Consider the following 1,469-nt stretch of genomic DNA (forward strand, 5'->3'; position numbering starts at 1 on the left):
AGCGGTTTTGATGTGAAGCGTGTTGCTGCTGCCGAAAAGCGAGGGCTCCAAGAAGCTTCGCGCCTGCTCAAAATCATACTCTAAAAAATACAAACTCAAAAAATTTTCCGAAGCGTAAATTTGCTTCAATCGCTGCGCGTAAAGCTCGTTTGAAAAATCGTCTCCGCCGCGTAAAAGCACGAAATTAGGCACCCTGCCGCTTGCGATAAGCCCGTCAAATTCTTTCCTATACATCAGATCTTCTTTACCACCCTGCCTAAAATCACTCCGCTAGCGATATTTGCGTCCGTAAGCTCGACTAGCACGGGAGTTAAAATGTCGCCGGCGAAATTTGAAACTAAAATTTTAGCTCCCTTTAGCTTGTCGTCTAGCTTTGCGGTGACGGAATTTCCGTTTTCGTCGATGTAGCAGCGAAATTTTTTGCCCAAATTTTCCGCGGCCCATCGCGCAAATTTACGATCCATAAAATCAAACGCGACCTTGTCCGCCTCGCGCTCTAGCTCATTTAGCCGCGCGCACGTCGCGTCGATGTTTAAAAGCAGGTAATTATAAAATTTCTCATCCCCCCTCATCTGCGCCTTTAGCAGACGGTGCAAAATGAGATCGGAATAGCGCCTGATCGGGCTTGTGAAGTGCGTGTAGTTATCAAATCCGAGCCCGAAATGCCCGCGCGATTCGGATCCGTACTCGGCGCGCTTTTGAGCCTTGATGATGAGCTTATCGACCTCCTCGCGGATACCCATAGTATCGGCTTGCGCTTGGATTTCGCCGATCATTTTAGCAAGGTTGCTCTGATACGGCGCGTCGATGCCAAACAGCGCCAGATCGTCAAGCAGAGCGTAAATTTTTTTAAGCTCCGCCGAGCCGTGATTTCTAAAAACGCCCCGCTCGATGCGCGCCGCAGCGGCTTTGTTGGCTAGCAGCATACAATCCTCGATGAGCTTGTGCGACGGAGTGTCGGTCTCGAAGCGGGTGGAGTTTATAAAACCGTGCTCATCAAGCGTGATGCGAAGCTCCTTGGTGCGAAAATCAAATCCGCGCTTTAGCCTCGCGCGGCGCAGGCGCTCGCAAATTTCATTAAGCGGCAAGAGCCAGCTTAAAATTTCAGGCTCGGCTGCTTTCTCAGTGCGTAAAATTTCATCGACCTCGTCGTAATTAAAGCGGCGCTTTGATCTTATAATCGCTTCGAAAAGCTCCTGCTTTTGCGGGTTTAAATTTTCATCCAAAGCGATCTTAAAAACAAAAGCTAGCCTCGGCAGATCCGGCATCAGCGAGCAGATGTTTTCGCTAAGCTCGCGAGGTAGCATCGGCACGGATCGGTGCGGGAAGTAGATCGAAAAGCCGCGAAATTTCGCCTCCTTATCGATCGGCGAGTATTCGCTTACGTATTCGCTCACGTCGGCGATAGCGACGTAAAGCGTGCGCTCTTTTACGTCAAAATAGATCGCGTCGTCGAAGTCTTTGGCGTC

Annotated in this window: 1 protein-coding gene and 1 pseudogene; both read right to left on the minus strand. The window is 50.0% G+C overall.

Annotated features, from left to right (window positions below; translation table 11 throughout):
- Window positions 1-234, minus strand: a pseudogene (locus tag Q0277_RS01465) (hypothetical protein); the annotation flags it as partial.
- On the minus strand, window positions 234-1,469 hold a 1,236-nt coding region (locus Q0277_RS01470; RefSeq protein WP_297994834.1), incomplete at its 5' end, for a ribonuclease R family protein. The pseudogene Q0277_RS01465 and the gene Q0277_RS01470, both read right to left, overlap by 1 nt.

The organism is uncultured Campylobacter sp. (assembly GCF_938030815.1).
Classification (GTDB): Bacteria; Campylobacterota; Campylobacteria; order Campylobacterales; family Campylobacteraceae; genus Campylobacter_B.